Source organism: Hymenobacter duratus, assembly GCF_014698995.1.
GTDB lineage: Bacteria > Bacteroidota > Bacteroidia > Cytophagales > Hymenobacteraceae > Hymenobacter > Hymenobacter duratus.
Genome location: NZ_JACWZZ010000006.1, coordinates 41,308 through 63,472 on the forward strand (window position 1 = coordinate 41,308; position 22,165 = coordinate 63,472).

At 63.2% G+C, this 22,165-nt stretch carries 22 protein-coding genes; 3 read left to right on the top strand and 19 right to left on the bottom strand.

What is annotated here, in order from left to right; all coding sequences use genetic code 11:
* Nucleotides 1-47: 47 nt before the first annotated feature.
* Nucleotides 48-1,007: a site-specific integrase gene (locus IC231_RS19395; RefSeq protein WP_211539206.1), complete on the bottom strand. Its 960-nt coding sequence runs from the start codon at nucleotides 1,005-1,007 to the stop codon at nucleotides 48-50.
* A gap of 267 nt (nucleotides 1,008-1,274) precedes the next feature.
* Between IC231_RS19395 and IC231_RS19400 the strand changes: the two genes are divergently transcribed.
* Nucleotides 1,275-2,195, top strand: a complete 921-nt coding sequence (locus tag IC231_RS19400; protein ID WP_190786134.1) for a toxin-antitoxin system YwqK family antitoxin — start codon at nucleotides 1,275-1,277, stop codon at nucleotides 2,193-2,195.
* Between the two features lie 27 nt (nucleotides 2,196-2,222).
* Here the strand turns inward: IC231_RS19400 and IC231_RS19405 are convergent, their stop codons facing one another.
* The 18 genes from IC231_RS19405 to IC231_RS19485 form a co-directional block, all read right to left on the bottom strand.
* Nucleotides 2,223-4,643 carry a multicopper oxidase domain-containing protein gene (locus IC231_RS19405; protein ID WP_190786135.1) on the bottom strand — a complete coding sequence of 807 codons (2,421 nt, stop codon included), beginning with the start codon at nucleotides 4,641-4,643 and terminating at the stop codon, nucleotides 2,223-2,225.
* A gap of 6 nt (nucleotides 4,644-4,649) precedes the next feature.
* A complete protein-coding gene (locus tag IC231_RS19410) occupies nucleotides 4,650-5,837 on the bottom strand; it encodes a DUF2231 domain-containing protein (RefSeq protein WP_190786136.1) in 1,188 nt (395 codons plus the stop codon).
* Nucleotides 5,838-6,138: 301 nt separating this feature from the next.
* Nucleotides 6,139-6,336 carry a hypothetical protein gene (locus IC231_RS19415; RefSeq protein WP_073289192.1) on the bottom strand — a complete coding sequence of 66 codons (198 nt, stop codon included), beginning with the start codon at nucleotides 6,334-6,336 and terminating at the stop codon, nucleotides 6,139-6,141.
* Nucleotides 6,337-6,431: 95 nt separating this feature from the next.
* Nucleotides 6,432-6,638 (bottom strand): heavy-metal-associated domain-containing protein, encoded by a 207-nt coding sequence (locus tag IC231_RS19420; RefSeq protein ID WP_111480615.1) that lies wholly within the window; start codon nucleotides 6,636-6,638, stop codon nucleotides 6,432-6,434.
* Between the two features lie 158 nt (nucleotides 6,639-6,796).
* Nucleotides 6,797-7,435 carry a hypothetical protein gene (locus IC231_RS19425; RefSeq protein WP_223831498.1) on the bottom strand — a complete coding sequence of 213 codons (639 nt, stop codon included), beginning with the start codon at nucleotides 7,433-7,435 and terminating at the stop codon, nucleotides 6,797-6,799.
* 168 nt (nucleotides 7,436-7,603) lie between these two features.
* The gene (locus tag IC231_RS19430; RefSeq protein ID WP_111480614.1) at nucleotides 7,604-7,939 is read right to left on the bottom strand and encodes a four-helix bundle copper-binding protein; all 336 of its coding nucleotides are present in this window, start codon (nucleotides 7,937-7,939) and stop codon (nucleotides 7,604-7,606) included.
* 86 nt (nucleotides 7,940-8,025) lie between these two features.
* Complete coding sequence (locus IC231_RS19435; RefSeq protein ID WP_190786137.1) at nucleotides 8,026-8,655, bottom strand: helix-turn-helix domain-containing protein; 630 nt, start codon at nucleotides 8,653-8,655, stop codon at nucleotides 8,026-8,028.
* A gap of 12 nt (nucleotides 8,656-8,667) precedes the next feature.
* Nucleotides 8,668-8,979 (bottom strand): DUF6122 family protein, encoded by a 312-nt coding sequence (locus IC231_RS19440; RefSeq protein ID WP_111480612.1) that lies wholly within the window; start codon nucleotides 8,977-8,979, stop codon nucleotides 8,668-8,670.
* 3 nt (nucleotides 8,980-8,982) lie between these two features.
* A complete protein-coding gene (locus tag IC231_RS19445; RefSeq protein ID WP_190786138.1) occupies nucleotides 8,983-12,204 on the bottom strand; it encodes an efflux RND transporter permease subunit in 3,222 nt (1,073 codons plus the stop codon).
* A 95-nt stretch (nucleotides 12,205-12,299) separates the two neighbouring features.
* The gene (locus IC231_RS19450; RefSeq protein ID WP_190786139.1) at nucleotides 12,300-12,809 is read right to left on the bottom strand and encodes a YybH family protein; all 510 of its coding nucleotides are present in this window, start codon (nucleotides 12,807-12,809) and stop codon (nucleotides 12,300-12,302) included.
* 34 nt (nucleotides 12,810-12,843) lie between these two features.
* Nucleotides 12,844-13,989, bottom strand: a complete 1,146-nt coding sequence (locus IC231_RS19455; RefSeq protein WP_190786140.1) for an efflux RND transporter periplasmic adaptor subunit — start codon at nucleotides 13,987-13,989, stop codon at nucleotides 12,844-12,846.
* A 12-nt stretch (nucleotides 13,990-14,001) separates the two neighbouring features.
* The gene (locus IC231_RS19460) at nucleotides 14,002-14,628 is read right to left on the bottom strand and encodes a hypothetical protein (protein WP_190786141.1); all 627 of its coding nucleotides are present in this window, start codon (nucleotides 14,626-14,628) and stop codon (nucleotides 14,002-14,004) included.
* Nucleotide 14,629: 1 nt separating this feature from the next.
* Complete coding sequence (locus IC231_RS19465) at nucleotides 14,630-15,874, bottom strand: TolC family protein (RefSeq protein ID WP_190786142.1); 1,245 nt, start codon at nucleotides 15,872-15,874, stop codon at nucleotides 14,630-14,632.
* Between the two features lie 102 nt (nucleotides 15,875-15,976).
* Entirely contained in the window at nucleotides 15,977-16,528 is a 552-nt protein-coding gene (locus IC231_RS19470) for a heavy metal-binding domain-containing protein (RefSeq protein ID WP_190786171.1), read from the bottom strand.
* A 42-nt stretch (nucleotides 16,529-16,570) separates the two neighbouring features.
* Nucleotides 16,571-17,296, bottom strand: coding sequence for a DUF305 domain-containing protein (locus tag IC231_RS19475; RefSeq protein WP_190786143.1), 726 nt, complete (start codon nucleotides 17,294-17,296; stop codon nucleotides 16,571-16,573).
* A 62-nt stretch (nucleotides 17,297-17,358) separates the two neighbouring features.
* Nucleotides 17,359-18,306, bottom strand: a complete 948-nt coding sequence (locus tag IC231_RS19480) for a heavy metal-binding domain-containing protein (protein WP_190786144.1) — start codon at nucleotides 18,304-18,306, stop codon at nucleotides 17,359-17,361.
* A 68-nt stretch (nucleotides 18,307-18,374) separates the two neighbouring features.
* Nucleotides 18,375-18,506 carry a hypothetical protein gene (locus IC231_RS20270; protein WP_262892781.1) on the bottom strand — a complete coding sequence of 44 codons (132 nt, stop codon included), beginning with the start codon at nucleotides 18,504-18,506 and terminating at the stop codon, nucleotides 18,375-18,377.
* Between the two features lie 134 nt (nucleotides 18,507-18,640).
* Nucleotides 18,641-19,123: a hypothetical protein gene (locus IC231_RS19485; RefSeq protein ID WP_190786145.1), complete on the bottom strand. Its 483-nt coding sequence runs from the start codon at nucleotides 19,121-19,123 to the stop codon at nucleotides 18,641-18,643.
* 379 nt (nucleotides 19,124-19,502) lie between these two features.
* Here IC231_RS19485 and IC231_RS19490 point away from each other — a divergent pair, with 379 nt between their 5' ends.
* Complete coding sequence (locus IC231_RS19490) at nucleotides 19,503-21,776, top strand: heavy metal translocating P-type ATPase (protein WP_190786146.1); 2,274 nt, start codon at nucleotides 19,503-19,505, stop codon at nucleotides 21,774-21,776.
* A 3-nt stretch (nucleotides 21,777-21,779) separates the two neighbouring features.
* Complete coding sequence (locus IC231_RS19495) at nucleotides 21,780-22,157, top strand: cupredoxin domain-containing protein (RefSeq protein WP_111480601.1); 378 nt, start codon at nucleotides 21,780-21,782, stop codon at nucleotides 22,155-22,157.
* The last annotated feature ends 8 nt before the right edge of the window (nucleotides 22,158-22,165 follow it).

Sequence of the window (22,165 nt, forward strand, 5' to 3'; positions counted from 1 at the left end):
CTGAATTCTTGAATCCCTGAATTTATATTATATGGGCCTTTAACTTGTTACAAGCCTAATTTTTGTGCTGCATTATGTTGCCGTACATTATCAAGACGAGTGTAACGACGAATCATTTCGCTAGTCTTGTGCTTCGTCTGGTTCATCACCTCGCTGTCGTCGGCGCCGTTGAGCTTGGCCACCGTCACGAACGAGGCCCGCAGCGAGTGGGCCGTAAACTTCGGGCCCAGGTGCCGCTGCACAATTTTGTTGAGGTGCACATCGGTCAGCCGCCGGTCCGTGAGTCGGCTGCCCTTGCGGAACGAGACAAGAATGGGGCCCGACGTGCGCTCCAGTAGTCGTAACCAAGCCTGCAGCGTGCGAATGGGGCAAAGGGCGGGGTCCGGCGAATAAAAAATGGCCTTTTCCTCCGCTTGACCCAACTGGTTGGTCTTGCTGCGCTTTAAGTTGATGGTGAGCCCTTCCTCGGAAAACGTCAAGTCATCCAAGTCCAGCGCCGACAACTCAGACCGGCGGAATGCCCCTGTAAAGCCCAGCAGCAAAATGACCTTATCGCGCAAGCCCGCCGGCGTGCTGGCATCGAGGTGCTTGAGGGTGCGCTTGAAGCTGGCCAGCGAAAACGCCGGGGCCTGCTTTTGCCTTACGCCTTTCAATCGGCTGATGCCTTCCATCAGCACCTTGAACTTCTTGTCGTCCGTGGGCGAGGCCAGGTCGCGAAGCGCGTGGGCCTTGCTAATAGCCGCGCAGCTGCGCTGAATAGTCGACACTTTTTTGCCGGTTTCGGCCAGGTGGGTCACAAAGCCCGCGAGCGTCTCCACCGAAGCCGGCAGCGCGACCTGTCCGTGCGTGGTGCACCACTCGGTGAAGCGGCGCCAATCGCCGGCGTACGCCCGGGCCGTGTTGGGCGCGCCTTGCAAGCCAGCCTCAACATACCGAGTTGTGTGCTCGGTCAGGTGCGCCAGACCGGCGGAGGTGTGCGAAGTGGTAACAGTAGGAACGGAACTCACGGCAGCCTATATATAAGGAGTGAAAACGCGAAAAATGGGCGGTTCTCAAAAGTAGTGAATAAGGTATGATAACTAAGACTTATCATACCTTATCGAAAAAAGAGTTGGCTCAGCGTTGCGCGAGAACTTTGGCATCTTAAGTAACAAGTACGACGTCCCAACTTGCTGCCTACCCATTCATGTAGCCCCATGTGAGAATTAGACACAAAGCGACTTGTCAGTACATTTACCAACCGCTACTCTGTCTTTTCCGCTGGCTTACTCTGTATGGTAAAACTTTACTTTCTGCAGTTCCTACTCCTTATTAGTACTGTTACCGCGCTGGCCCAGCGTCCCAAGCCGGCCGCGGTAACGCTTCCTCCAGCCGATACCGTCTACTTCGACCGGGACTGGGAGCGCACCGAAACGTTGGAGGAAGTGGCCTACGCCCGTATTGCCCGCCACGACGCGGCTGGTAAAACCGTGGGCACGGTGCGCGACTATTTCTACCCTTCCTGGCAAAAGCAGTGGGAAGGCAAGATGGTTAAAGAGCACCCCGACGTGCCTTCAGGGCTGTGCACGGGCTGGCACGAGAACGGAAAGCTGAGCTTTCGGGGCACGTACGTCAACGGCGCCCAGCAATCCGACTTTCGCAGCTGGCACGACGACGGCCGCGAAATCAAATGCACATACGCCGTGGAGGATGCCCTGCCGCTCAGCAGCGCGGAGATTCACTGCAGCAACTGCATGCACCTGAGCCGGAAAGTGTTTGAAATCGACGTACCCGAGGGCACGGTAGGCATCGTGTACAAGCTCGACATCCGTGACGGCCACCAGCCCGCTTCCTGGTCCACGGCCTTGAGCATGGCCGCGGCTTTGAGCAATCCGGCCACCGGTACGGTGGCCCTGTTGTCCATGGCTGCTTCCTCCTTATCGAAGCAGGACACCAAGCCGCCCACGACGTCCACCAAATGTCACTGGTACATCACCACGAATCCGGCAGCGGTGCAGCAGTTTCTGGCCACAAAAGGCTCGATAACCATTCCCAATTCCTGCCTGCGCATGGAAACCAATACCCCTCAGGAAACCCGGCCAATGTCGTTGCCTTCCGGAACGCGCCGCTTCTTCGTGTGCGTGAACAACGACAACTACACGACCGATGCCACGGCCACCCTCAGCGTGACAGCCTTGGTGAAAGCCTGCAATTAGTCTTCCAACAGCCAGGCCTTTGGGCGCTTAATAATGGAGCGTCAGGCCGGCGCCCCACTTGTAGTCGCTGTCGTAGTTGGTGCTCAAGGACACATACTTGCTGACCATGTAGCGGAAGGCGACGTTGTATTCCCGGTCCGTGTTCACCAGCAGGTCGGCGAAGAAGTTGTTGCTTAGGGGCAGGTCCGTGCGCTCCAGCTGCAGGCGCACCTTGCCGTTGCTGTCCAGGCGCAGCTCCGAGCGCACGAGCAGGGGCAGCAGGTAGTACAGGCCCACGTCGAACACCCGCCGGTTGTTTTTGGTGTTCCGCTCGCCCTCTGCGAGCAGCGTGCGGTTGTTACGGTAGTCAAAGCCGACAAAGGCGGCGAGAAACTGCCGATTGTCGAGGTAGCGCAGCAGGTGGGTTTCGGTTTCGAAGTTGCCCTGGTAGTTCACGCGGCCCTCGAATTCGAGCGCGTTGCGGTTGTTGGACAGGGTGCTTTCCAGAAAAGCGCCCTGCGAGTGCGCCATCAGGTCGGCCCAGAGGTAAGGCTGGTTGTCTTCTTTTTTCAGCTCTTTGTAGTCGGTGCGGGCGTACTCATTCTGCGGGGTGCCCTCGTAGCTCACGATGCGGGCCATGCCGGCCATCATGTGGTAGAGGATGTGACAGTGGAAAAACCAGTCCTGTTCCTCGTTGGCGTCGAACTCGATGGTGACCTTGCCCATGGACTGAATGTCGAAGGTGTGCTTCATCGGCGAATAAGCACCCTGGGCATTCACGAGCCGGAAAAAGTGCCCGTGCAGGTGCAGCGGGTGGCGCATCATGGTGGTGTTGGTAAAGGTCATGCGCACGTTCTCGCCCTTGCGGATGGGAATCTTGTCGGCCTGCGAGAGGGTCTTGTTGTCAAACGACCACACGTAGCGCAGCATGTTGCCGGTCAGGGTGAGGTTGATTTCCCGCCACTGCTTGGTCGAATCCAGCGTGGTGGGGTTAAGGGCCCGCAACATGTTGTAGTTGAAGTCGCCGGCGCTGCCGCCCATGCCGCTCATCCCGGCCATACCGCCCATGTCCATGCCCGCCATGCCGCCCATGTCCTGCATGCTGCCCATGCTTTTGCCAGCTTTTTCCTGGGCATTTTCGGGCCGGCTCTGCGGTGAGGGGGCCGTGGCAGCGGGCGCGGCGCCGTGCTGCATGTCCATGCCCGGCATGGGCGAACCAGCAGCCGGACTGGCTGGCTTCGGGCCCTGGTGGCCCGCCATGTCCATGCCTTTCATCTCCCCACTGCCCTGCTCTTTGGTCATGCCGGCGCCGCCCATGTCCATGCCGCTCATGCCTTCCATGCTGTTCATCTCCCGCATCATCTGGAAGTAGTTGATGCGGGGCAGGTCCGGGGCTTTCATCGGCTCGCCCTGCCCGATGAAGGTGGAGGTGTAGCCGGTGATGTCGTTGGCCGTGGCCCGAAACTCGGCCGCGCCCACAGCGGGCACCGTGACCAGCAGGTCGTAGGTTTCGGCCGTGGCTATTTCGAGCTTGTTGACGGGGAAGGGCTCCACGTTGATGCCGTCGGCGGCGATGACCTGCATAGGACCGCCGGCGTACTGCAGGTAAAAGTAGGACGAGGCGCTGCCGTTGATGACGCGCAGGCGCACCACCTCCCCGGGCTTGGCGTCCTTGAAATAGCCCTTTTCCTGCCCGTTCGTGAGGAATTTGTTGTAGTAGATGTCCGTCAAATCCATGGCCGGCATGCGGCCCCACTCCTGCTTGAGCTTGTCCTTGAAGTAGCCGGCGGCCAGGGCCTCGCCGTAGCTCTGCGTAGCCCCTTTCTGCACGGCGAACCACTCGCCGGTGCGCTTGAGGTAGCGCAGCACCTCCTTGGATTTGTGGTCGGTCCAGTCGGAGAGCACCAGCACGTACTCCCTCATCTCGTAGGGAATGCGCTTGGGGTGGATGACGATGGAGCCGTACACGCCGTCCTGCTCCTGCAGCATGGTGTGGGAGTGGTACCAGTAGGTGCCGCTCTGAATCAGGGGAAACGTAAACGTGTGGGTGCCGCCCGGCTCGACCGGGGCCGTGTTGAGGTAGGGCACGCCGTCCTGCTCGTTGGGCAGCAGCAGGCCGTGCCAGTGGATGCTGGTTTCCATGTGCATCTGGTTGTGCACCCGAATCACGGCGGTGTCCCCCTCGTTGAAGGTGAGCGTGGGGGCCGGAATCTGGCCGTTGATGCCGATGGCCCGGCGGGTGCGGCCCGTGAAGTTGACCAGGCGCTCGTCCACGTACAGGTCGTACTCCACCCGCTTGCCCACGTAGCTCGTGCGAGGCGTCACGACCTTGCCCTGCAGCTGAGCAGCCGGGGGCGCAGACTGGGTCAGGTGAGGCTCGGCGCTTTTGCCCATACGCATGCCCGGCGTGTGCTGCGCCCAGGCGGGCATGGCGGCCAGCAGGGCAGCCAGTAGAAAGAGTATTCGCATCGGTCGTTACTTGTCGCGTTTGGGGGTGCTGCGGGCCGGGTTGTTGTCCTCGAACCGGTACTTATCCATGGGGCTGCTGGGCATGGCCATTCCCGGCATGCCCGGCATGGCGCCCGTTCCGGGCTTCTCCATTCCCTTCCTATCGCCCATACCGGGCATAGCCTCGCCCTTTTTCATGCCCGGCATTCCGGACATATCGTCCATCTGCTGGCGCGTTGTCACAGGCTTTTGGCCGCCGGCGGGCTGCATGCCGGGCATGTTTTCCATGCCTTTCATAGTACCTATGGCGGGTTTGCTTGGGGAGGTGTTTTTCGAGCGGGCAGGACCCATGTCCATGCCGGGCATGTTGCCCATGTCCATCGGGGCGGGCGGCGCTTTGCGCGGGCTGCCTTGGCCGGAGGGACGTTGCGTGCTCATCCCGGGCATGTTCATCCCCGGCATATCGGCCATGGCTCCCTGCTGGGCGGCCCGTCCTGCCGGCGCCGGCTGCGGTTGGCCGCCGCGCCGTTGGGTGGGCATGTTCATGCCTTCCATTTGTTCCATGGGTTGACGGCGCTGACCTAGCTGGGCGGCCTGCGGGCCGGGGCCCATGTTCATGCCTTCCATGCTGGCCGGGGAGGTACCTGGCGTAGCCACTGATGGTGGGCGAGTCCCGTCGCTTGGGCCAACCTCCTCGTTGTGGGCGTCCGCTTCGGAAGCCGGCATGTCCATGCCGGGCATGGCATCCTCCCCGCCGTGGCCGTGGCTTTTATCGAGCAGGTTGCCCTTGGGACCCACGCCCTCGACGTACACCAGCTGCGCACCTCGGTGCCCGGCCACGGAAAGCGCGCCGGCCGCCGCCACGGCTGCCACCAGCACCAGCACCTCGTAGGCCCGGCGCTGCACCTTAAAGTAAAACCCGATGCCGGCCAATAGCAGCGTGATGCCCGAGAGCCAGGTGGTGTAGCCGGCGAACTGCTCGTGGGCCGCGTACACGGCCGCTGCCCGGGGCGAAAGGCCAATTGCCGCCGCATGAAACACGGTGCTGGCCGCCACCGCCCCGGCAAAGCCCCCAGCCATCACGGCCAAGGCAATCCAGCGCACCTGGGGCCAGTCCTTGAATACCAGCAGGGCCTGCAATGCCGCAGCCAGCAGTATCAGGACAATGGGCAAGTGCACCACCAGGGGGTGCAGATTGGGAAAATCTGAAAACATAGAGCCGAATGAGCCAAGGCCGGTACACGGAAAAACCCCGGCTGACCGCAAGCAGCAGTGCCGGGGCAAATCCCAATGGGTAATGGAGAGGCCGCGCTGACCACTGGTCCTAGCCAGGCGGTCGTTGCTTTCCCTGTTGGGTACCATACGTAGTCAAACCGCGACAATGTTTACACGCAAACGGCCGCACGGTTGCATAATTTCAAGCAACCTGGTCCTGACTACAGGCCGTCCCAGGAAACGCTAAAACGAAAAACGCCCGACCTACTGGGGCCGGGCGTTTTACACGAGCGTGGGCAGCTTACTTGGCCGCGCAGCAGCTAGGGGCTCCCGCCGTGCAGGCCGGAGTGCCGGCCTGGGCGCAGTTTTGCACCAGCGGGCAATCGGGGGTGCCCTTCAGTGGACAATCCGCCGCGGTCGGGGTTGGGCTGGTGAAGCCAAACAAGGCGCCGCCGGAGAGCAGCGCCGCGGCGCCGAACATCATCATCTTGCGTTTCATCGGTTCTGGTGGTTAAGATGGGCCCGCCGGGTACGGCCGTGGGGTAGTTCAAACAGCCACGGTCCGTACTCCGTGGGTGGCACTCATTAAAATGTCTAAGCCTTTTCAGCCTTGAAGCCGGCATCTTCTACGAGCGCCAGCACCTGCTCCTCGGTCACGTCGCCGGTCACGGTGAGCACCTTGTTGGGGTTGGCCGTGTCGACCTGCCAGGAGGCAATTGCCTTCTCGCCGTTGAGGGTGGGCGTTACGGCTTTGATGCAGCCGCCGCAGTTGATGTTGGTGTTGAATTGGAGCGTTTTCATGGGAGTAAATGCGTGGCGCCCGTGGTGGGCGGGTTCGGAATTAAAACACCCAAAAGTAGCGGCACGTGCCCGGGAAGGGGTACACAATTAGGCTTCAGGCTTGCATGATTTGTAGCAGCTAATCCCCCTTTGCCTGCCTGACACGTCGCACGCTAGCTTTAATGGTGGCCCATGCCCCCGCCGAGCAAGTGTTTGCCGATGACAAAGAGTAGGAGCAGCACCAGCCCGGCGATGAGCAAATAGCGGCCCCAGGGGGTGGGCATAGCAGTTGCGTGGCCCGCGGCCACGGCTTGGGCATGCGCCTGCTTTTGCAGCCGCCACTTACCAATGCGGCCCCAGGGCTTGTACACCGAAATGGCGGTGGCTGCCAGCAGCACGACCAGCGCGGCCGCGGCATCGGCCAGCAGCTGCAGGCGCAACCCGCGCAGGTCAGTTGCCGAGAGGTCGGCTTTGGCGGCTACCTCGGCCAGGTAGGCGATGGGCTGGATGTGCAGCAGCAACAGCAGCGTGGCCGCTACCGTGAGCACCAGCTTGACCAGCACCCAGTAATGCTTAAACAAGCCCCAGGGCGTGCCCAGCGCCTGCACCACGCCGGTGGCCAGCGCGGCCAGGCTGGAGGGCACAATAACAAACCAGCCGCTCAGCCCCATGGCCAGGTAGGCCGTGCGCACCAGCAACGCATCAGAACTGGTCAGGCCGGTGATGGCCAGGGCCAGGAACACGGCCACGGCGCCGAGCCAGCCCACCGAGAACGTGATGTGGGCGGTGAGCATGAACTTGCGCAGGGCGGGAGCCATTGTCATCAGCGAGGCAGTTGGGGCGGGTGAAGGACCCCGCAAAAGTAGGGGTGTCGCCCAGGCCCGGCGTACAGAATTAGGCCGCGAACCAGCATAATTAACACACCGGGGCCCACGAAAAAGCCAGCCCGTACGCGACGAGCTGGCTTCCCATGGTATCGAGGATATTTAAGCAGCAATGCCCTGGCGGCAGGCCTGCTCGCAGCGGCGGCAGGCCTCGGCGCACTGGCGGCAGTGCTCGGAGTGAGCGCCGTGCTTCTCGCACTCGTCGGCGCAGGCCTTGCAGATTTCAGCGCACTCGCGTAGCAGATGGGCGGCGTGCTCCGAGCCGCGGGCAGTGAAGCGGGCGGTGAGGGCGCAGATGTCGGCACAGTCGCGGTCCAACAGCACGCAGCGGGCCATCATCTTCACGTTGTCTTCCTGCAGGCAGGCCGTAGCACAATGCTCACAGGCGGCGATACAGGCATTGAGGGCGTCGAGCAGGCTTTGGTTTTGTGTATGCATGGGAAAGGGGTGTAGGTGAACGAACAAGGCAACCCAACCGGGTCGCTGCCTAAGTATACCTTCTCTGTGGCCCAAGGTTTTACATATTAGTCTTCTTCCCTTGCATGATTTGGGGCCTCCTCCCCTACCACCGGAGCCCTTTCGGCCCGCAGCAGCCGACGATATGCGGAAGGCGAACAGCGGGCCAAGCGCCGGAATTGGCCGGAGAAGTGCGCCAGGCTGGTGTAGCCCAGGTGCCGGGCAATTAGGCCCACGCTCAGGGAGGAAGAAAGCAGCAGCTCCTGCGCATAAGCCAGGCGCTGACTCAGGATGTAGGCCGCCAGCGTCTTATCGCCCACCAAGCGGGCAAAGGCCGCGCTGAGCTGCCCGTAGGTCAAGCCGAGCTCCCGGGCCAGCGCCGCCCCAAAAGCCCGGTGACGCAGGCTTTCGCCCGGCTCGCGCAGCAGGCGGTTCACCGCCACGCTGACCCGTTCCACCAGGGTCTGGTGAAAGGTTTCGAGCAGCGCAAACCGGGCCGCTTCCAGCGTGGCCCGCAGGCGGGGCCAGTCCAGCTCCTCGGCCGTGCCCGCCACCGTGGCCGCGCCCAGGCGCACGTCGAGCACCTGCAAGCCCAGCCCTTCCAACTCCTGCCGAACCACCCGGATACCGCGCGCGCACACCATGTGCTTGATGTAAAGCACAGTGGTGGGCGAAGCAGAAGCGGAGCGATTAGGCATCAGCAAGCGAGGTTAAGGCAGGTAAATGCCGCGCTGCCAGCATTCGGTGTAGTCCAGCACCATGTGCAGCAGGAAGCCCACGGCCCAGATGCGCGTGCGGGCGGGTAGCAGCAGTAGCACGTAGCCGCCGATGGCCCAGTAGGTGTGAAAGGTGTGGAAGTTGATGCTGCAGCGGCCCGGGTCGTAGAAGGGGGTGGCCCAGAGGTGGTCCAGGTCGAGCAGCAGGGCACTGGCCAGCACCAGCCACACCCGCCGCCAGTGGGGGCGGTGAAAGGCCAGGGCATACAGCCCCGGCACCGTGATATGCAGAAAGGCGTGCAGCATCGCTTAACGGGTGGGCAGCACCGGATTCAAATCCGAAGGCGGGGTGAGCGGCTGCGCGTCAAGTTCCTGCGGGTGGTCGTCCAGGCCCGTTTCCTGGTGCGAGGCGAAGTACTGGGCCAGGGCTTTTTCGCCCACCAGCCAGAATACCACGGGCGTCACGATGATGTCGAGGAAGGTAGACGAGAGCAGACCGCCGAGAATGACGGTGGCCACCGGGTACAGAATTTCCTTGCCCGGCGCGTCCTTGGCCAGCGTGAGCGGCACCAGGGCCAGCGCCGCCACCAGGGCCGTCATCAGCACCGGCACCAGGCGTTCCAGGGAGCCGCGGATAATCATGGGCAGGCCGAACTTTTCGCCCTCGTGCTCCACGAGGTGGATGTAGTGCGAAATCATCATGATGCCGTTGCGCGAGGCAATGCCCGTGAGCGTAATAAAGCCCACGAGCGAGGCAATGCTGAACGTGCCGCCGGTGACCAGTACCGCCACCACCGAGCCGATGAGGGCCAGCGGAATGTTGAGCATAATCTGCCCCACCATGTAACTGGACTTGAAATGGGAGAACAAGACCAAGAAGATGCCCGCCAGCGAAAACAGGCTCAGCCACAGAATTTTCTGGGAGGCCGACTGCTGGCTCTCAAACTGCCCGCCGTATGTGAGGTAGTAGCCCGGCGGCAGCTTCACCTGCGAATTCACCTTGGCTTGGATTTCCTTGACCGTGGAGCCCAGGTCCCGCTCGGCTACGTTCAGGGAAATGGTGATGCGGCGTTGGGTGTTCTCGTGGTTGACGGTGTTGGGGCCCGGCTCGTAGACGATGTCGGCCACCTGGCTGACGGGTATCATGGCGCCGGAAGGCGTTTCGATGCGCGTCTGCTGAATGGCGGCGATGTCGTTGCGCTGCTGCTCGGGCAGCTTCACCACCAGGTCGAAGCGCTTCTGGCCGTCGAGCATCTGCGAAACGACGGCGCCTTGGAACAGCGTTTCCAGGTCGCGCACCACTTCGCCGCGGGCCATGCCGTAGGCGCGCAAAGCGTCGTCCTTGGGCCGGATGAGCAGTTGGGGAATCTGCACCTGCTTTTCCACCTGCAAATCGACCACCCCGGGCACCGTGCCGGCCACGGCGCGCACTTCGTTAGCGTAGCGGCGCAGCTCCAGCAAATCGTTGCCGAATACCTTAATGGCTACCTGCGCTCGCACACCAGAAAGTAAGTGGTCCAGCCGGTGGGAAATAGGCTGGCCGATGTTGACGTTCACGCCCGTTATCAAGCTCAGCTTGTCGCGCATGTCGGCCAGAATTTCGTCGCGGCTGCGCATGGTTTTGCCCTCCTTCTCCAGCTCTTCTTCGGTCTTGAAGGCCACTTCGATTTCCGAGTTGTTCACCGACTCGGCGTGCTCGTCCAATTCGGCGCGGCCGGTGCGGCGGGCGGTATAGGCCACTTCCGGAATCTTAAGCATCTGCTGCTCGCCCAGCGTGCCCAGGCGGTTCGACTCGGCCAGCGAGGTGCCGGCGGGCGCCGAGAAGTTGACCGTGAGCGAGCCTTCGTTGAAGGGCGGCAGAAACTCGGTGCCGAAGAACGGAATCAGCGCCATGGCCGCCACGAACAGCGCCCCGGTTACCCCAAGGATGGCCTTGGGATGCTGCAGGCCCCAACCCAACAGGCGAGTATCTTTTTTCTTAAGCCAGCGCACCAGGCCCCCGTCGGTTTCGGGGTGGTCCATCTGCTTCATTTTGGGCAGCAGGTAGTAGCAGAGCACCGGCGTGACGGTGAGCGACACGAACAGCGAGGCCACAATGCTGGTGATGTAGGCAATGCCCAGCGGCGCAAAAATGCGGCCTTCCATGCCTTCCAGGGCAAACAGCGGCAGGAACACCAGCACCACGATGATGGTGGCGTACACGATGGAGTTGCGTACTTCGGAGCTGGCCTTGTAAATAACCTTGAGCACCGGCTGCGGGTGCGGCAGCTGCTTGTTTTCGCGCAGGCGCCGGTAGACGTTTTCCACGTCCACGATGGCGTCGTCGACCAATTCGCCGATGGCAATGGCCAGGCCGCCGAGGGTCATGGTGTTGATGCTGATGCCGGCAAAGCGAAACACCAGCGCCGTGACCAGCAGCGAGAGCGGAATGGCCACCAAAGAAATAAACGTGGTGCGTACGTTCAGCAGAAAGGCAAACAGGATGATAACCACCAGAATGGCCCCGTCGCGCAAGGCTTCCTCGACGTTGGTAATCGAGGACTCGATAAACTCCGACTGCTTGAACAAGCGCGTGTTCACCTGCACGTCCTTGGGCAAAGAAGGCTTCAGCTCCACCAGGGCTTTTTCCACGGCTGCTGTCAGGCCCACCGTGGCCGCGCCGGGCTGCTTCTCGATGCTCAGAATCACGGCGGGCCGGCCGTTCACGCTGCCGTCGCCCCGCTTGAAGCGGGCCCCGAACTCCACCTTGGCCACGTCGGCCACCCGGATGGGCGACTGCTCGCGGTAGCCGACAATGATGTTTTCGATGTCCGCCACCGAGCGCAGCCGGCCCAGGTTGCGGATGAGCACCTCCGAGCCGTTGCGGTCAATGAAGTTGCCCGTCGTGTTCAGGTTGGACTGACGCAGGGCTTCCTCCACTTGGTTTACCGTCAGGCCCGTGGCATTGAGCCGGGGCATGTCCAGCAGCACCTGGTACTGCAGGTTGTCGCCGCCGATGGGAATGACCTGGGCCACGCCGGGAATGCTGAGCAGGCGCTGCCGCACGGTGTAGTTGGCCAGCGTGCGCAAATCGGCGGCGTTGGTCTGTTTGCCGCCCGACAAGCCCACCAGCATAATCTGGCCCATGACCGAGGAAATGGGGCCCAGCACCGGCGTAATGCCCTGGGGCAGCTGCTCGCCCGTGGTCTGCAGCTTCTCGCTCACAATCTGGCGGGCCGTGAAAATGTCGGTGCCGTAGTCGAACTCCACGAACACCATGCCCAGGCCAATGGCCGAGTTGGAGCGCACGGCCGACACGCCGGTGGCCCCGTTCAGGGCCGTTTCCACGGGCAGCGTCACCAGGGCCTCCACCTCCTCGGGGGCCATGCCGGGCGCTTCCAGGAACACGGTCACGCGCGGGCGGTCGAGGTCGGGCAACACGTCCACCGGCAGCTGGCTGGCGGTGTAGGAACCGGCAATGATGAGGCCCATGGCGAAGGCCAGCATCAGCAGCCGGTTCTGCAGGGCAAAGCGAATTATCTTATCAAGCATGGGGTATTAGCGCAAAGTGGAAGGAGCCTCAAGGGCGACTTCGGTGTAGTCCGGCCGGTGGGCCAGTGGGTCGGACAGGGCACGCCCTGTGCGTCTTATTTCTTGACCCGGGGCGTGCGGGCCGAGGTGTGGGTGCTCATGATTTGCCACTGGCCGGCGGCGTTTTTGCGCAGCACCGACGTGGCCACCCCGCGGCGCACGATGGGCGCCTTGGCCTCTTTCTCCTTGGGGTCCTTCTTGAGGTTAATGGTGTAGGTGTAGGTTTCCGTCGCAAAAGCATAAGGACCGTCTACCTGCACGGCGGCTTTGTAGTCGCTGAAGGTGAAGGCGCTAAACTCCTTGAGCTCCGGGGCCAGGTGGTGCTCGGCGTAGTGCCGGTAGGAGCCTTCCACCCCGCCCGACTCGAACACCTGGGAGTTGGCCGTGAAGAGGCGGTGCGTGCCCGTGGTATCGAGCTTTTGCACGGCCTGCTGGTACTTGCTCAGCACCGCCCGCACGGCCACCTCATCGGCGGAACCAGCCGCGGCAGTTGTCTGGGCTTGCGCCGTGGCGGCGGCAAAGGGAAGCGTGGCAGACAGCACCGCGAGAGCAAAAAGATTTTTCATGGGGAGGGAGAAAGAAGCCACCGCGGAGCGGGACTTATTGGTTGAGGTAAATGGATTTGAGCTGGTAGGTGCCGGTGGTGACCACCCGGTCGTTTTCGTTGATTTCGCCCTGCACCAGCACGGTCTGCTGGCCGTTGACGGCGCCGGGCTGCACGTAGCGAATCTTGAACCGCTCGGGCTCGGTGTGCACAAACACCACGGGCTTGCCATTCAGATCGGTGATGGCCGAGGTGGGCACCACCAGCTGGGGCTTGCCCCCGCCGGTCTGGCCCACGACCTGCACGTTCACGGCCTGGCCGGCGCGGTAGGCGCTGCCCTGCTGGGCGTCGAGCTCCAGCACCAGCTGACGGGCTTGGTTGACCGGGTTCACCACGTTGCTGAACACCACCAGGCGGGCGGGCACGCCGGCCTGGCCCTGCAGGCCTTCCACCCGGAACACGGCCCCGGGCGTGACTTTGTCCAGATCCTGGGCAAACACCTGGGCTTCGACGCGCAGCTTGCCGGGGTTGATGACGCGAAACAGCTCGTCGCCCTGGTTGACTTGTTGACCGACAGCGAGATTAAACACGTCCACGGTGCCGCTCACGGGCGAGGTGATGCTCACGCGGCGCTGCTGGGCCTGGCCGTTGTAGATGCTGGCGTTCTGGCGGGCCTGGCGCAGGCGCAGCTCGGCGGCCACCACGTCCTTGCGGGCGGCGATGTCGGCGATGCTCTGCAGGCGGGCGTAGTCCTGCTGGGCGGCGCGCAGCTCGGCCTGGGCGTTGGCCCGCTCGGTGCTGAGCCCGATTTGCTGGGTGGCGTCCAGCGTTTGCTCGATGACGGCCAGGGTCTGCCCGGCCCGCACCGTTTTGCCCACCTGCGCGGCGAGGCTCACGATGCGCCCGGTTTGGGGCACCACGATGCGGCCCTCGCCCCCGGCCGCGGCCGACACCGTGCCGTAGAGCGTGGCCCGGCTGTAGGTGGTGGAAAAGGCGGCCAGGTTGGTGCGCACCTGAAACAGGAACTGGCTTTCCTTGGGCAGCAGTACCTCGTCGGAAAGGGCCACGCCGGTGCTGGCTTTGGCCGTGCCACCGTGGTCTTCGCCACCGTGCGCCTGCACCAAACCCGGTGGAGGGAGCAGCACCGTCAGGACCAGTCCCGCGGCGGCCGTAACGGCCAGGATTTTATGCTTGGTTTTCATATCGGGGTAGCATTAAGGGAAGGGGGTGCGGCGGCTGGCGGTCAACGCCTGCTCGGAAGTCTGGGGCACGGGCTCGGGACGGCGTCGGCGCATGAGCAGGGCCGTGAGTACGATGCCGAGCACAAAGGCCCCGGCCAAGGCCAGGATGGTTTTCCAGGAGGAAAAAAGCCCGGTTGCCTCCGCGTGGGGAGCCGCGGCGACGGGCAGCTTCTCTCCTACTTTGATGCCTTCGAGCAAGAGCAAATCGGCTTTCTCACCCGCCACGATGTTGAGGGCGAAGCTGTAAGCCTTGTTGGCCGGAAACTGGCCTTCGACGAGGTACACGCCCGGCTCCTGCTCTTTCACGGCCCATTTCAGGGTGGCATCTTCCGGGTTGGTGAGCGTGAGCTTGGCGCCCTTGATCGGGGCGTTGGTGGCGTAGTCGGAGAGGAACAGGCGCAAATCGGCGGGCTTACCCCCTTCCAGGGGCTCGTAGCGCAGCAAGGCCTCGAACTGTTCCGAGAGCGCGGCCACGGAAAAGGACGTGGCGCCCGCGGCCGTGCCGGCCTTGGGCCCGTCGCCGTGGTCCTCGCCCCCGTGGGCGTAGGCCGTGCCGCTCAGCACAAGCAGGCCCAGGAGCAAAATCAGGAGTTGTTTCATGTTATTCACCCCGCAGGTAGTTAAGTTCGATGAGGGCCTGGCGGTAGTCCCGAATGGTCGTCAGGTAGGTATTCTGGATGGCAAAGGCTTGGTTCAGGCTCATAATGAGCTGCAGGTAGCTCACTTCGCCGGCCCGGAACAGGCGCTGCGACTGGCTGATGATGGCCCGCGACTGGGGCAGGCCGGTTTGCTCGTAGTAGCCCAACGAGGCCGAGAACTTGCGCGTGTCGGCCAGGGCCTGCTGGTACTGACTACTCAGCTCCAGGCGCTGGGCCTGCAGCTGGTAGCCGGCGGCCTGGGAGCGGGCCGTGGCCGCCTGCAGCTGGGAGCGGTAGGTCCAGAACCAGATGGGCACCGACAGGCCGAATTGAAAGCGGTATTTCAGGGCTGAATTCTCAAATGCCTGGTTCTGGTAACCCACCGTGAGGGCCGGGGTGCGCCGGGCCCGCACCAGGCTGATGCCTGACTGGCTCAGGGCTACGTTTTGGGCAGCGGCGGCCAGCGTGGGGCTGCGCACCAGGGCCGTGCTGTCCTCGGCGGGCAGGCCCGCGAGCAGCGCGGTGCCCGTTTGAGCCAACTCCGCGCCGGTGCGCCCCAGGTCGGTGCTGATGGCCAGGGCTTCGCTGGGGCGGCCCAGCAGCAAGGCCAGGCGGCGCTGGGCGGCCTGCCGGTCGGCGGTGGCTTGCTGCAGCAGCACGGTCACCTGCCGGGCTTCGGCGTCGGTGCTGATGCGCTGCAGCGAGGTGACTTCGCCGGCCGTAAACAAACGCTCGGTGGCCAGCCGCAGCACTCGAAACAAGCTGTCCTGGTAGGTGAGCTGCCGCACCTGGGCCTCAGCAAATTGCAGGGTCAGGTACGCCAGGCGGGTGTCGCGCAGCACGCTGGCCCGGCTCACGTCGCGGTTGCGCTCGGCCAGGGTAATGCCGGCCTGCGCCACGCGCCGCTGCTGGCGGTAGACGTTGGGCAGGTCGATGGTTTGCACCACGCCCGGGGCCCACATCTCGCCGGTAGGGGCCGAGAACAGAAAGTCCGGGTTGGCGGGCGCAAACGAGCCCCGCTTGAGGGCGCGCTGCTCCTCAATTTCCTGGGTTGACTGCCGCAGCCGGGGGTGCCGGCGCAGGCTCTGGGCTTCGGCGCTGTCCAGGCTGATGATGGTTTGGGCGCGCGCAGCTTCGAAACCTAATCCCAGCAAAAGGGCCAGAACCAGCAGGAAACGCACGCCACTTCTCAATTTCAGATACTTCATATAATCAGGTTAGAGCGAGCCAGCGGGCCGCCTACCGTTGCAGCGGCAGACGACCCGGACGAAGCGGGTCCGGACGCCCGGCGTCCGAAAAGCAGGCGACGTCTATGACTTTTTCACCAGGGCCATGCCGCACTTCGGGCAGCTGCCGGGCTTGTCGCTGGCCGAGCCTTCGCAGTTCATGGGGCAGGTGTAGGCGGCGGCCGTGGCCTTGCTGGCTTTGGCCGCCGCGTCGAGCTTTTCAAAGCGGGCGCTGAGCGAGCTGCCGTTGGCTTTCAGGCTCACGATGGCCGTGCGCAGGGTAGTGCCGGCGGGCACGGCGGCCACGAAATGGTCGCCGGTGGGCGTCAGCTTCACGCTGGTGGTTTTGCCCGCCGTGCTCAGCAGCATGGCCGTGCCGGTGGAACGGTCCAGGGGCATGGTTTTCTCGTTGGCGTCGAGCAGGTACACGTGCACCTCCCCGGCTTGCTGCACCAGTTCGAGGTGGTACTTGCCGGCCGTGCGGACCGTTCCGCCGTGGGGGGATTTGTGGGCGTGGGTTTCGCCGGCGGCTTTGTGGCCGTGGGCAGCGGTGCCGGGCTTGTGGCTGTGCTGGGCGGCAACGTTGAGCGGGGCGGCCAGCATCAGAGCGGCGGCGAGAACTTGCGAAATCTTCATAAGAGGGGGTTATGAGTAAAGTGGGTTGGAGTAGCCTTCGGGCTACATTTTGTCGGCGTTCTTATTGTGCCAGTCCTTGAAGGCCGCTATTTCCTTCTCCTGGGCATCTATTATCTGCTGGGCCATCTGCTTGAGTTTGGTGTCCTTGCCGTGGGCCAGCTCGGCCTTGGCCATGTCCACGGCGCTCTGGTGGTGCATGGTCATGAGCATGTTGAAGTTCATGTCCGGGTCGGCCACGGTTTTTGGCATCGGCATCATGGCGTCCATTGAGGCCTTCATCTTGCTGGTGAAGGGGTCCGTGGGGTCGTTGGGCTTGTAGTTGGTCGGGGCATTGTCGAGGCGGGTGGCCGCGGCTTCCAGCTCGGCGATTTCCTTTTGCTGGTCGGCTTTGATTTTCTCGGCCATCTGGCGCATGGTGGCGTCTTTGCCGTCGCGCAGCTGAATGTCGGCCATGACAACAGCGCCCTTGTGGTGCTCCAGCATGTGGTGGGCGAAGTCGTGGTCGGTGTTGCCCTTGGGCTTGCTGGCGTGCATCTTCTGCATCATCTCGTTCATGGCCACCAGCTGCGGCGAGTCGCCGGCCGCAGTGGCCCCGTCGTGGCCCATAGCCGAGTGGTCCATGCCGGCCATGTCACCGGAGGCGGTGCCCTCGGCGGTGGTCGTTTCGGTGGTAGTAGCCGTCGAATCGGCGGCCTTGTCGCTGTTGCAGCTGGCAACCAGCAGGGAGCCCGAGCAGAGGGCTGCGAGGAAAAAAGCGGACTTTTTCATGGGTGTGGTTGGGGAAAGTGGAAGAAAGAGAGAGGCAAGCCGGAAGGGGGCCAGCCCACACGCTAGGCCTTCACGTTGATGGTGAAGTCACCGGTGTGAATCTTACCGGCGTGGTTAAACTGGAGGAACACGCGGTAGAGGCCGGGCTTTTCGAAGTTGGTGTTGAAGCCGATGTTCGGGCCCTTGTCGGCCTGGTCGTTGGGGTGCACGTGCAGGTACTGCTCCGTGTCCTCGCTGATGACCACCACGTGGCCCAGCGCGCCGAGGTAGTTGGCGAGGTCCGTCACCGGCTGGCCGTCCTTGCTGATGTTGATTTTCATGCCCAGCAGCTGGCCCACTTTCAGGTCTTTGTCGAAGGCGAGGGTGGCCTTATAGCCGTCCTTCTCCCACTGCATGTCGTCGTTCTTGAACTTGACCGGTGCGTAGGCTGCGCCCTTCACGGTGAGGGGCTGGCGACCGAGCTGGTGCCCCGAGCCGGTAGGCGTATAGTCCTGAAACAGCACGTAGTCGCCGCCCTTGGGGAAGGTGTACTGCACTTTGTAGTCGCCCTCAGCCGTGTACTCGGGGTGCTCGTGGTAGAACTGGCCCAGGTCCTTGCTGACGATGATGAGGTGAATCTTCTTCTCGTGCACCACGTCCAGGGGCACGGGAGCCGAGCCCTTGCCCGTCTCCACGGGCGTGAAGGCCAGCGTGGTGGGCTGCCCGGCCGTCACCTGCGTGGGCGTGGGCACCAGCTTCATTTCGTAAGTTTTGCCGTTGGCCACCTTGTCGTTGTGTTCCAGGTTCATGCCGCACTTGGGGCACTTGTCGCCCTCTTTGGTGCTGGTGATTTCCGGGTGCATGGGGCAGGCGTAGGTGTGGCCCCCGCCATGCTCGGCGGTGCCTTCGGCCGGGCCGTTGGTGGGCGTGGTGACGGTGTCGGTGGTTTTGCTGGACTCGGTTTCGGACGAGCAGCTGCTGGCGGTGAGCAGGCCGGCCAGGGCCAGCAGGGAAAGCGGTATGCGGTGCATAAAAGGGGAATGGGGTTAAACAGATGGGGAGACTATATCCAGTAGTCCGGGGCGCTGCTGCCGGGCGGCTAGGCCTGAAACTGCTGCCAGAGCACGATGCCCAGCCCGGCAGCTACCGCGGCGTAGAGCAGGTAGGACAGCAGGCGGCGAACCGGGCCTTGGGGGGCGGGTGCGCCGGCTTCTTCGCAACAACTTTTCATTGTCAGGCGAGGGTAAAACCAGGAAGATGAAGGAGGGAGGGGGCAGCTAAGCGCCGGGCGGACACGACAATGCAAAGGCCCGCCCCGGACATAGCAGAGCTATGCCAGGGCGAGCCTTGGGCGCGTCAAATCAATCAGACCGTCAGGGACTGAATAAAGATGCGGATGTCGGGTATTTTGGGGGGCAGGTGCTCGCGGAGCACCAGAACGACCGAGTGGGTGCGGTCCCACTGTCCGGCAGCGGGCCGGAAAAAGAAGTCGCTGCTGGCCGGCAACAAGGCCGGCGCGGGTGTCATCAGCTGCTTTTCAGCTGGCGTTGTGAGGGACTTAAGGATAGCAGCCGAGTTGTCCTTGCAGCAGTCATCCTTGCCCACGGGCTTGGAGTTGTGCTGGGCATGGTCCTGCTTGGTCTTGGTGGGTTGCTGCTTTGCCGTGGCATTGCCGTGACCGTGGCAGCCAGGGTGTGAAGGCTTCTGCGGCGGGGTGACCTTGGCCACCGGGGCCGCTTGCACTGGGTTAAGCGTGGCGCAGTAGCACTGGCCCACGAACACGTTGACGAAGACGAGCAGGAAGCTCGTCGCCAGCAAACGGCGGAAGGGGAACAGGCTACGGAACATGACAGGCGCTAAGCAACCGCAAAAGTAGACTTCTCCACGAAAAGGCGGTACCGCTTATCTACCCCATTTCTAAATAAAGAGTTTCCGGGCCGTTCCTGTGGGTGGCCGCTTAACCTGCGAAAAAGGACCGCAAATGGCCATCAGGCTGTTTTAGGCGGCAGTCAGGGAAAAAAGCCCCCGGCAAGCAGCGCAAAATTATGCAAGCCTTCGGCCGGATTATGTAAATCCCTTGTCCACCTGCAACGTGCAAATTATGCAAGTTTCGGGTGAGATTCCGTACTAACCCCGCCGCAGGGGCGCCGTTCCTTTGTACTGTACATTCTAGCCTAGGGAGCCTTGGGTTTCCCGGCCCAATGCAGCACTACGGCTGCTTATTTCTATGGAACCAACGACCAAGACCGAAACCCTCGACATCGAAGGCATGACCTGCGCCTCGTGCGCGTCCTTCGTTGAGAAGTCCCTGACCCGCACGCCCGGGGTGCAGCGGGCCATGGTCAACTTCGCTACCGAAAAAGCGACGATTGAATACCTGCCCGCCCAGGCCACCCCGGCCACCTTAAAAGAGGCCGTAGTCAAGGCCGGCTACGGCGTAACCGAGCGCGCGCCAGACACCAGCGCCGCCGACCGGCAGGCGGAAATTGACCAGCAAAAGGCCCTCGCCTACGTCAAGCTCAAGCGCCGCTTCTGGGTAGCCACGGTGCTGGCCATCGTCATCATGCCCCTGAGCATGCTCATGCTCTGGCCCGCCATGATGGCCCGCGTCAACATGCAGTGGCTGAACTATGGGCTGTTGGTGCTGACCCTGCCGGTGCTGTTCTACAGCGGGCGCGAATTCTTCACCTCGGCCTGGAACGGCTTCAAGCACCGCGCCGCCAACATGGATACGCTCATTGCCGTGGGCACGGGCGCGGCTTTTCTGTATAGCCTCGCAGCTACGGTAGTGCCGGGCTGGTTTATGCGCCGGGGCCTGATGCCCGAAGTGTACTACGACACCACGGCCACCATCATTGCCCTGATTCTGCTGGGCAAAGTGCTGGAGCTGCGGGCCAAGACGCAAACGTCGGCCGCTATCAAGGCGCTGATGGGCTTGCAGGCCAAAACGGCCCGGGTGGTGCGGCCCGACGGCCAGGAGGTGGACGTGCCCATCGAGCAGGTGCAGCTGGGCGACCTCGTCGTGGTGCGCCCCGGCGAGAAGGTAGCTACCGACGGCGTTATTGAAGAAGGCCGCTCGGCCGTGGACGAGGCCATGCTCACGGGCGAAAGCCTGCCGGTGGAAAAGAAGACCGGCGACCCGGTATTCGGCGCCACGCTCAACAAAACGGGCTCGTTCCGCTTCCGGGTGACCAAGGTGGGGGCCGACACCATGCTCTCGCAGATTGTGAAGCTGGTGGAAGACGCCCAGGGCAGCCGGGCGCCCATCCAGCGGCTGGCGGATAAGGTCAGCGCCATTTTCGTGCCCACGGTGGTCGTCATTGCCATCCTCACCTTCGTGCTCTGGTTTGACCTGGCCCCGGTGGAAGCCCGCCTTCCGCTGGCCTTGGTCAACTTCGTGGCCGTGCTCATCATTGCCTGTCCCTGCGCGCTGGGGCTGGCCACGCCCACGGCCATCATGGTCAGCACCGGCAAGGGCGCCGAGCACGGCGTGCTCATTCGCAACGCCGAGGCCCTGGAAAAAGCCCACCAGGTAAACACCGTGCTGCTCGACAAAACCGGCACCATCACGCGTGGCGAACCGGCCGTGACGGACTTTGTGCCCGCCGAGGGGCAGAACGCGGGCCAGCTGCTGCAGGTAGTGGCCGCCGTGGAGCGGCAGAGCGAGCACCCGCTGGCCGAAGCCGTGGTGCGCTACGCCGATGCCCAGCAGGCCCCGGCCATTCCGGCCACCGGTTTTCAGGCCATCGAGGGCAAAGGCGCGCAGGCGTCCGTCAACGGGCAGGCCGTGCTCATCGGCAACTTCCGCCTGCTCGACGAGGCCGGCATCAGCCTCTCGCCTGCCGTGCGCCGGCAAGCTGACGAGCTGCTGGGCCAGGCCAAAACGGTGCTCTACGTCGCCGTTAACCAGCAGGCCGTGGGCCTCATCGGGGTGGCCGACACCGTGCGCGACACGTCGGCTGCGGCCATCAAGCGCCTGCAGGCCATGGGCATCGAGGTGGTGATGATGACGGGCGACAACCCCCAGACGGCGGCCCAGGTAGCCGCGCAGGTAGGCATCACGCGCTACTTCGCCGAGGTGCTGCCCAGTGGCAAGGCCGGTAAAGTCAAAGAGCTGCAGGCCGAAGGGCGCATCGTGGCCATGGTGGGCGACGGCATCAACGACGCGCCGGCCCTGGCCCAGGCCGACATCGGTTTGGCCATGGGCGGCGGCACCGACGTGGCCATGGAGGCGGCCGGCATCACGCTCATGCGCTCGGATTTGCAGGGCGTGGTCACGGCCATTGAGCTCTCGCGCCAGACCATCCGCACTATTAAGCAGAACCTGTTTTTCGCCTTCATCTACAACACGCTGGGCATTCCGGTGGCGGCGGGGCTGCTCTACCCCTTCTTCGGCATTTTGCTCTCGCCCATGCTCGCGGCCGGGGCCATGGCCCTGAGCTCGGTGTCGGTGCTCACCAACTCGCTGCGCCTGCGCAGCTTCTCCCCCGCTAAGAACTAAGCCATGGATACCACCGAAATCATCGTGACGCTGACGGGCCTGGCACTGTCGGCTTTTGTCATCTGGTACTTCTTCTTTTCCGCCCGCCAGACGGCTGCGGCCGTTTCTACCTCCAGCGGCGTGCAGGAAGTGGACATCACAGTCAAGGGCGGCTACTCGCCCGACGTGATTGAAGTGGAACGCGGAAAGCCCGTGCAGCTGAGCTTCTACCGCGACGAGGAAAACTCCTGCTCGGAGGAGCTGCTCATGCCCGACTTCAGCATCCGCCGCGACCTGCCGGCTTTCAAAACGACGCTGGTGGAGCTGCTGCCCCAGCAGGCCGGTACCTTTACGTTTACCTGCGGCATGGGCATGCTGCGCGGTAGCCTGGTCGTAAAATAGATGCCGCT

Coding starts and splice junctions, on each gene's coding strand:
- IC231_RS19470 (WP_190786171.1), bottom strand. CDS start 16,528: ATGAAGATTTCGCAAGTTCTCGCCGCCGCTCTGATGCTGGCCGCCCCG.
- IC231_RS19410 (WP_190786136.1), bottom strand. CDS start 5,837: ATGTTTTCAGATTTTCCCAATCTGCACCCCCTGGTGGTGCACTTGCCC.
- IC231_RS19450 (WP_190786139.1), bottom strand. CDS start 12,809: ATGAAAAATCTTTTTGCTCTCGCGGTGCTGTCTGCCACGCTTCCCTTT.
- IC231_RS19485 (WP_190786145.1), bottom strand. CDS start 19,123: ATGTTCCGTAGCCTGTTCCCCTTCCGCCGTTTGCTGGCGACGAGCTTC.
- IC231_RS19475 (WP_190786143.1), bottom strand. CDS start 17,296: ATGAAAAAGTCCGCTTTTTTCCTCGCAGCCCTCTGCTCGGGCTCCCTG.
- IC231_RS19460 (WP_190786141.1), bottom strand. CDS start 14,628: ATGAAACAACTCCTGATTTTGCTCCTGGGCCTGCTTGTGCTGAGCGGC.
- IC231_RS19495 (WP_111480601.1), top strand. CDS start 21,780: ATGGATACCACCGAAATCATCGTGACGCTGACGGGCCTGGCACTGTCG.
- IC231_RS19440 (WP_111480612.1), bottom strand. CDS start 8,979: ATGCTGCACGCCTTTCTGCATATCACGGTGCCGGGGCTGTATGCCCTG.
- IC231_RS19445 (WP_190786138.1), bottom strand. CDS start 12,204: ATGCTTGATAAGATAATTCGCTTTGCCCTGCAGAACCGGCTGCTGATG.
- IC231_RS19480 (WP_190786144.1), bottom strand. CDS start 18,306: ATGCACCGCATACCGCTTTCCCTGCTGGCCCTGGCCGGCCTGCTCACC.
- IC231_RS19425 (WP_223831498.1), bottom strand. CDS start 7,435: ATGGCTCCCGCCCTGCGCAAGTTCATGCTCACCGCCCACATCACGTTC.
- IC231_RS19400 (WP_190786134.1), top strand. CDS start 1,275: ATGGTAAAACTTTACTTTCTGCAGTTCCTACTCCTTATTAGTACTGTT.
- IC231_RS19405 (WP_190786135.1), bottom strand. CDS start 4,643: ATGCGAATACTCTTTCTACTGGCTGCCCTGCTGGCCGCCATGCCCGCC.
- IC231_RS19420 (WP_111480615.1), bottom strand. CDS start 6,638: ATGAAAACGCTCCAATTCAACACCAACATCAACTGCGGCGGCTGCATC.
- IC231_RS19455 (WP_190786140.1), bottom strand. CDS start 13,989: ATGAAAACCAAGCATAAAATCCTGGCCGTTACGGCCGCCGCGGGACTG.
- IC231_RS20270 (WP_262892781.1), bottom strand. CDS start 18,506: ATGAAAAGTTGTTGCGAAGAAGCCGGCGCACCCGCCCCCCAAGGCCCG.
- IC231_RS19415 (WP_073289192.1), bottom strand. CDS start 6,336: ATGAAACGCAAGATGATGATGTTCGGCGCCGCGGCGCTGCTCTCCGGC.
- IC231_RS19430 (WP_111480614.1), bottom strand. CDS start 7,939: ATGCATACACAAAACCAAAGCCTGCTCGACGCCCTCAATGCCTGTATC.
- IC231_RS19465 (WP_190786142.1), bottom strand. CDS start 15,874: ATGAAGTATCTGAAATTGAGAAGTGGCGTGCGTTTCCTGCTGGTTCTG.
- IC231_RS19435 (WP_190786137.1), bottom strand. CDS start 8,655: ATGCCTAATCGCTCCGCTTCTGCTTCGCCCACCACTGTGCTTTACATC.
- IC231_RS19490 (WP_190786146.1), top strand. CDS start 19,503: ATGGAACCAACGACCAAGACCGAAACCCTCGACATCGAAGGCATGACC.